Here is a 6186-nt window from a genome sequence, read left to right as displayed (position 1 = left end):
GCCCTGTGCGCGGGCGCGCGGGGCGGCGTTCCGTGTCGTACGAAGGCCGTACGAGGTGGCGTGCGGCGTCAGCCCTGGCGGGCCAGGTCCGCCGCGCCGACCAGTCCGGCCTTGCCGCCGAGCTTGGCCGCGAGCACCTGGGCGTGCGGCCGCCACTCGCCGCCGATCAGCCAGCGGCGGAAGGACTTCCGGATCGGGTCGAGCACCAGCTCGCCCTCGTCCGAGACGCCGCCGCCGACGATGAACGCCGAGGGGTCGAAGAGCGACGCCAGGTCGGCGAGGCCCGCGCCGGCCCAGCGCGCCAGCTCGCGGAAGGAGTCCACGGCCACCGGGTCGCCCTGCCGGGCCGCCGCGCTGACGTGCTTGCCCTCGATGCCGTCGGGGGTGCCGTCGCCCAGGCCGAGGAGGATCTCCGCGTGCTCGGGCGTGGCGTGGGCACGCTGCTTCGCGTACCGGACGAGCGCGCGTCCGGAGGCGTACTGCTCCCAGCAGCCCTGGCTGCCGCAGCCGCACAGCAGGCCGTCGGGGACGACCCGGATGTGGCCGAACTCGGCCGCCACGCCGAAGCGTCCGCGGCGGAGCTTGTTGCCGATGATGATGCCGCCGCCGAGGCCGGTGCCGAGCGTGATGCAGATGACGTCCTCGTGGCCCTGCCCCGCGCCGAACTTGTACTCGCCCCAGGCCGCCGCGTTCGCGTCGTTCTCGACGACGACCGGCAGGCCGACCCGCTGCTCGACCTTGTCCTTCAGCGGCTCGTGCCGCCAGTCGATGTTCGGCGCGAAGAGGACGGTGGCGCGCTTGTCGTCGACGTAGCCCGCGGCACCGATGCCGACAGCCTCGATCTGATGGCCCTTGCCGGCCTCGGACACGGCGGCGCAGATCGCGTCGACGATGCCTTCGGGGGTCGGCGGGGTGGGCACCTTGTGCGTGTCGAGGATGTTGCCCTCCTCGTCGACCACGCCGGCCGCGATCTTCGTGCCGCCGATGTCGACGCCGATGGTGAGTCCCATGTGTCCCTCAGTTTTCGGTCGAGCCCCGCTAACGCCAACCGTACCCGAGGGGGGCCACCGTCCTGATCAGTCCAGGTCGATGTGCTGCCCGGTTCCGGGCCCGTCGTCGTCCTTCTTGGGGTCCTCGGGCCGGTCCGGCCGGGATTCCTTGCGCGGGTCGCCCGGCTCGTCGCGGGTCCAGCGCGTCTCGTGGCCCTCGACCGCCGAGCGGTAGGCGGCCAGCAGCTCGTTGCCGGCGGCGGCGAGGTGGTCGAAGACCTGAGGGTTGCGCTCGATGACGGGCTCGACGGCCGCCTTCGCCTGGTTGACGAGCTGCTGCACGGTGCCCTGGGCGGCCATGCCCATCAGCGGGTTCCGCATCGAGGAGACCTTGTCGGCGACGGCGTCGAAGAGCTTGCGGAACTCCTCGGCGGCCGAGCCGGGCTCCGCACCGGCGTTCGCGCGGCGGCGGGCCTTCTCGGCCTCCAGGTCCTCGGCGCACGCCTTGGCCCAGGCATCCGAATCGCTCATGGCGTACTCCTTACGGCTTATACCGTCGACGGTACACGCCCTCAGGGGTTCCGCGGCCAGAGACCGGCGTCGGGGGTGAACCTGACCCGGAGGTCGCCGTCGACCAGTGCGGCGCCCGCGACGGTGCAGCGTCGCAGGGCGGGCGGGAGCGGGACGGTGCGGCGGAACGGGCCGACGGCGAGGAGGAGTTCGTCCCCGCGGCGGACGAGGGAGAGCTCGCCCTTGACGGCGCCGGGCAGGGGGATGTGCCAGACGAGGATGCCGTCGTCGTCCCTGCGGTCCTCGACGGTCCACTCGGGGGCGGGTGCGGGTCGGGCGTCGACCGCGAGCAGGGCGAGGTCCTCGGGGCCGCGCAGGTCCCGGCCGAGGTGCGGCAGGGCGTGGACGGTCCCGTCATGGGCGGTACGGAGCCGGGCGAGGTGCTCGTGCTGCTGGGCGGTCAGCCCGGCGAGCCAGGGGTCGGGCGAGTCGGCCGGGAGCAGCTTGTTGGCGACCACGGTGTCGAGGGCGAGACGGTGGAGCGCGAGGCCGAGGCGGGCGGTGCGCAGGGCGTCGCCGGCGGCGGGTCCGGGCTCGACGACGAGGCGGACGGTGGTGGTGGGGTCGTCGACGACGGCCTGGACGGCGGCGAGCTCGGCCTCCCAGCGGGCGGTCGTCCCGTAGAGCCACTGCGCGGGCATGGGGACGCCGGCGAGCTGGGCCAGCATCGGGCGCAGGGCCCGGGCGGCCTGTCGCTCGGGCGGCAGAAGGCGACGGAGGTAGCGGCGCAGCTGCTCGGGCAGGGCGAGGAGGGCGAGGGCGTCGAGCAGCGGGGGCAGATCGACGACGACGAGGTCCCAGTCACCGGCTGCGGCGTCGCGCAGGGCGCGGAGCAGGGCGAACTGGTGGCTGCCGGGAAGTTCGGTGAGCTCGGCGTCCTCGAACGGGGCCGCGCCGAGGAGGTCGAAGGCGGCGCCGGACCGTGCCTGCAGGGCGAGGAACTCCCGGCGGAAGTCGGCGGCCGGGGCGGGGCGGAGAAGGTCCACGCCGGGCGTCTCGTCGGCCTCGCCGGACACCAGGAGGACCCGCCGGCCGGCCTGTGCCTCGGCGAGGGCGGTGGCGGAGGCGACGGTGGTACGACCGGCGCCGCCGGTCCCGGTGACGAGCAAGATCCCCATACGGCGGAACGTTACCGCCCCGCGCCGCGACGCCTCCCCCGGGTTGCGGGCGGGCGTTCCGCGGGGCGGTGCCCGCGACGCGGTGGGGCGGGCACCGCCCGGGGGCGGCTACGCGCCCGACTCCACCCGCTTCTTCAGGCCCGCCAGCGCGCGGTCGATGATGACCTTCTCCGCCTTGCGCTTGATCATGCCCAGCATCGGGATCTTGACGTCCACCGTCAGCTGGTACGTCACCTCGGTGCGCGTCCCGCCGCCCGCCGGGGTCAGGCGGTACGAGCCGTCCAGGGAGCGGAGCATCTGGGACTTGACCAGCGTCCACGAGACCTCGTTGTCGCCGGTCCAGGTGTACGCCAGCGTGTGGTCGTCCTTGATCGCGCCCGCGTCGAGCAGCAGCCGCACCTTCTCGGCGCGGCCGGCCTCGTCCTTCTCCAGGACCTCGGCCTCCTTCACCTCGCCCGTCCACTCGGGGTAGCGGGCGAAGTCGGCGATCACGCCCATGACGTCGGCCGGCGCTGCCTCGATGGTGATGCTCGAGCTGGTGTGTTCGGCCATCGCTGTGGCTCCTCCACTGTGCGGTCCGGCGGAAGTCGAAAGGCACGAACCGTGCCGACCGAAGGCTATCGCGCCGTCACCGAAGGCCCGTCACCACTCCAGCGTCCACGGCCTCCCCGTCGACGCGAAGTGCCCGACGTTCACGCACTCCGTCCGTCCGACCCGCATCCGCCGCACCAGCGGCTGGTGGACGTGGCCGAAGAGGGCGTACCGCGGCCGGGTGCGCCGGATGGCGTCGAGCAGGGCGCGGCTGCCGCGTTCGAAGCGGCGCGGGACCGTGTCGTAGGTCAGCTCCGGGACGTCCGGCGGAATGTGACTGCACAGCACGTCGACCTCACCGAGAGCCTCCACCTTCGCCGCGTACTCCTCGTCGGAGATCTCGTACGGCGTCCGCATCGCGGTGCGCAGCCCGCCGCCGACGAAGCCGAAGACCAGTCCGTCGAGCTCGATCCGCTCGCCGTCGAGGACGGTCGTCCCCGGCCGGGCGTACTCGCTCCACAGCCCCGGGATGTCGACGTTTCCGTAGGTCGCGTAGGTGGGGGTCGGGAAGGCCGCGAACAGCTCCGCGTACTGGCGTCGCACCGCGGACTCGATCGCCGTGTCCCGGTCGACGGCGAGTTCGGACCAGAGGCGTCGCCCCAGGTCACGGGCCTCGTCGAAGCGGCGCGCGGTGCGCAGCTCCACGATCAGGTCGGCGTTCTCGACGCCGAAGAGGTCGGGGAAGATGCCGCGGCTGTGGTCGGCGTAGTCGAGGAAGAGCACCAGGTCGCCGAGGCAGACGAGGGCGTCCGCGCCCTCCCCCGCCTTGGCGAGGGCACCCGCGTTCCCGTGCACGTCACTGACCACGTTGATCCTCATGCGGTTCAGCGTAGGGCGTCGGACCTGCGGTTACTTCCGAGTCCGGAAAGCTGTGGATTACTGTGCGCGAAGCACGGCCACTACTGTGTGATGCACCGAACATCTGGCCAGACCCCCCTATCGGGAACCGAGTACTGATGGGTAACGTCCGGGCAGTCCAGTTGTGCTCACCCCACTGAGCACCTGCCCGATCTTGGACCGCACCGGTGCATTCACACAGAGCCGTGGCGCCGGCGCCCGATGAGGAGCAGCAGTCTTGCGCGAGTTCAGCCTTCCGGCCCTGTACGAGGTCCCCACGGACGGCAATCTGACGGATCTCATCCGTCGCAACGCGTCTCAGCACCCTGACACCGCCGTCATGGGACGCAAGGTGGCCGGCGTCTGGACGGACGTCACCGCCAAGCAGTTCCTCGCCGAGGTCCGCGGGGCGGCGAAGGGTCTGATCGCCGCCGGCGTGGAGCCGGGCGACCGGGTGGCGCTCCTTTCCAGAACGCGGTACGAGTGGGTGCTCCTCGACTTCGCCATCTGGAGCGCGGGCGCCGTGACGGTGCCGGTGTACGAGACGAGTTCGCCCGAGCAGATCCAGTGGATCCTCGGCGACTCGGGCGCCTCGCTGGCCCTGGTCGAGTCCGCGGCCCACCAGGAATCGGTGGAGTCCGTACGGTCGAACCTGCCGGCCCTGAAGGGCGTCTGGCAGATCGAGTCCGACGCGGTCGCCCGGCTCACCGCCACCGGCGCGGACGTCTCCGACGAACTGCTCGACGAGCGGATGTCGTCGGCGCACGCGGACGACCCGGCGACGATCGTCTACACCTCGGGCACCACCGGCCGTCCCAAGGGCTGTGTGCTGACGCACCGTGCGTTCTTCGCGGAGTGCGGCAACGTGGTGGAGCGCCTGAAGCCGCTCTTCCGGACCGGCGAGTGCTCGGTCCTGCTCTTCCTGCCCGCCGCCCACGTCTTCGGGCGCCTGGTCGAGGTCGCCTCGGTGATGGCGCCGATCAAGCTGGGCTGCGTACCCGACATCAAGAACCTGACGGACGAACTGGCCTCGTTCCGGCCGACGCTGATCCTCGGTGTGCCGCGCGTCTTCGAGAAGGTCTACAACTCGGCGCGCGCGAAGGCGCAGGCCGACGGCAAGGGCAAGATCTTCGACAAGGCCGCGCACACGGCGATCGCGTACAGCCGGGCGATCGGCACGCCGCAGGGCCCGTCCCTCGGTCTGAAGCTGAAGCACAAGCTCTTCGACAAGCTGGTCTTCTCCAAGCTGCGGGCGGTGCTCGGCGGCCGCGGCGAGTACGCGATCTCGGGCGGCGCGCCGCTGGGCGAGCGTCTGGGCCACTTCTTCCGTGGCATCGGCTTCACGGTCCTGGAGGGCTACGGCCTGACGGAGTCCTGCGCCGCGACGGCGTTCAACCCGTGGGACCGGCAGAAGATCGGCACGGTCGGTCAGCCGCTGCCGGGCTCGGTGGTGCGGATCGCCGACGACGGCGAGGTGCTGCTGCACGGCGAGCACATCTTCACCGGCTACTGGAAGAACGAGGCCGCGACGGCGGAGGCGCTGGCCGACGGCTGGTTCCACACCGGTGACATCGGCACGCTCGACGAGGACGGCTACCTCGCGATCACCGGGCGGAAGAAGGAGATCCTGGTGACGGCGGGCGGCAAGAACGTCGCCCCGGCGGTCATCGAGGACCGGATCCGTGCGCACGCGCTGGTCGCGGAGTGCATGGTGGTCGGCGACGGGCGTCCGTTCGTGGGCGCGCTGGTCACCCTGGACGAGGAGTTCCTCGGCCGCTGGGCGAGCGAGAACGGCAAGCCGGCGGACTCGACGGCGGCGTCGCTGCGCGACGACGCGGAGCTGCTCGCGGAGATCCAGCGGGCCGTGGACGACGGCAACGCCGCCGTGTCCAAGGCCGAGTCGGTGCGGAAGTTCCGGATCCTGAACTCCCAGTTCACCGAGGAGGCGGGCCACATCACGCCGTCGCTGAAGCTGAAGCGCAACGTGGTGGCGAAGGACTTCGCGGACGAGATCGAAGCGATCTACCGCCCGTAGGAACGGGTGCCCGCATCACGACGGGCCCCGCGGAACGCCGACCGGC

At 71.9% G+C, this 6186-nt stretch carries 6 protein-coding genes; 1 reads left to right on the top strand and 5 read right to left on the bottom strand.

Annotated elements, in window-relative coordinates; all coding sequences use genetic code 11:
* Positions 1-68: 68 nt before the first annotated feature.
* From ACFQ7Q_RS37275 to ACFQ7Q_RS37255, 5 genes are all read right to left on the bottom strand, one after another.
* Positions 69-1010, bottom strand: a complete 942-nt coding sequence (locus tag ACFQ7Q_RS37275) for an ROK family glucokinase (RefSeq protein WP_383563445.1) — start codon at positions 1008-1010, stop codon at positions 69-71.
* A gap of 66 nt (positions 1011-1076) precedes the next feature.
* On the bottom strand, positions 1077-1520 hold the full coding sequence (locus tag ACFQ7Q_RS37270) for a DUF5304 domain-containing protein (RefSeq protein ID WP_383563442.1): 444 nt from the start codon (positions 1518-1520) through the stop codon (positions 1077-1079).
* A gap of 41 nt (positions 1521-1561) precedes the next feature.
* On the bottom strand, positions 1562-2677 hold the full coding sequence (locus tag ACFQ7Q_RS37265) for an ArsA family ATPase (protein WP_383563439.1): 1116 nt from the start codon (positions 2675-2677) through the stop codon (positions 1562-1564).
* A 108-nt stretch (positions 2678-2785) separates the two neighbouring features.
* On the bottom strand, positions 2786-3229 hold the full coding sequence (locus tag ACFQ7Q_RS37260; RefSeq protein WP_383563436.1) for an SRPBCC family protein: 444 nt from the start codon (positions 3227-3229) through the stop codon (positions 2786-2788).
* Between the two features lie 90 nt (positions 3230-3319).
* A complete protein-coding gene (locus ACFQ7Q_RS37255; protein ID WP_383563433.1) occupies positions 3320-4087 on the bottom strand; it encodes a metallophosphoesterase in 768 nt (255 codons plus the stop codon).
* Positions 4088-4343: 256 nt separating this feature from the next.
* Here ACFQ7Q_RS37255 and ACFQ7Q_RS37250 point away from each other — a divergent pair, with 256 nt between their 5' ends.
* Positions 4344-6140 (top strand): AMP-dependent synthetase/ligase, encoded by a 1797-nt coding sequence (locus ACFQ7Q_RS37250; RefSeq protein ID WP_383563430.1) that lies wholly within the window; start codon positions 4344-4346, stop codon positions 6138-6140.
* Positions 6141-6186: the final 46 nt, after the last annotated feature.

It is taken from the genome of Streptomyces sp. NPDC056527 (genome assembly GCF_042794475.1).
Classification (GTDB): Bacteria; Actinomycetota; Actinomycetes; order Streptomycetales; family Streptomycetaceae; genus Streptomyces.
Note: the sequence above shows the minus strand (reverse complement) of the source record. Positions and strands in the feature narration are given on the sequence as shown.

Coding starts and splice junctions, on each gene's coding strand:
- ACFQ7Q_RS37275 (WP_383563445.1), bottom strand. CDS start 1,010: ATGGGACTCACCATCGGCGTCGACATCGGCGGCACGAAGATCGCGGCC.
- ACFQ7Q_RS37270 (WP_383563442.1), bottom strand. CDS start 1,520: ATGAGCGATTCGGATGCCTGGGCCAAGGCGTGCGCCGAGGACCTGGAG.
- ACFQ7Q_RS37265 (WP_383563439.1), bottom strand. CDS start 2,677: ATGGGGATCTTGCTCGTCACCGGGACCGGCGGCGCCGGTCGTACCACC.
- ACFQ7Q_RS37260 (WP_383563436.1), bottom strand. CDS start 3,229: ATGGCCGAACACACCAGCTCGAGCATCACCATCGAGGCAGCGCCGGCC.
- ACFQ7Q_RS37255 (WP_383563433.1), bottom strand. CDS start 4,087: ATGAGGATCAACGTGGTCAGTGACGTGCACGGGAACGCGGGTGCCCTC.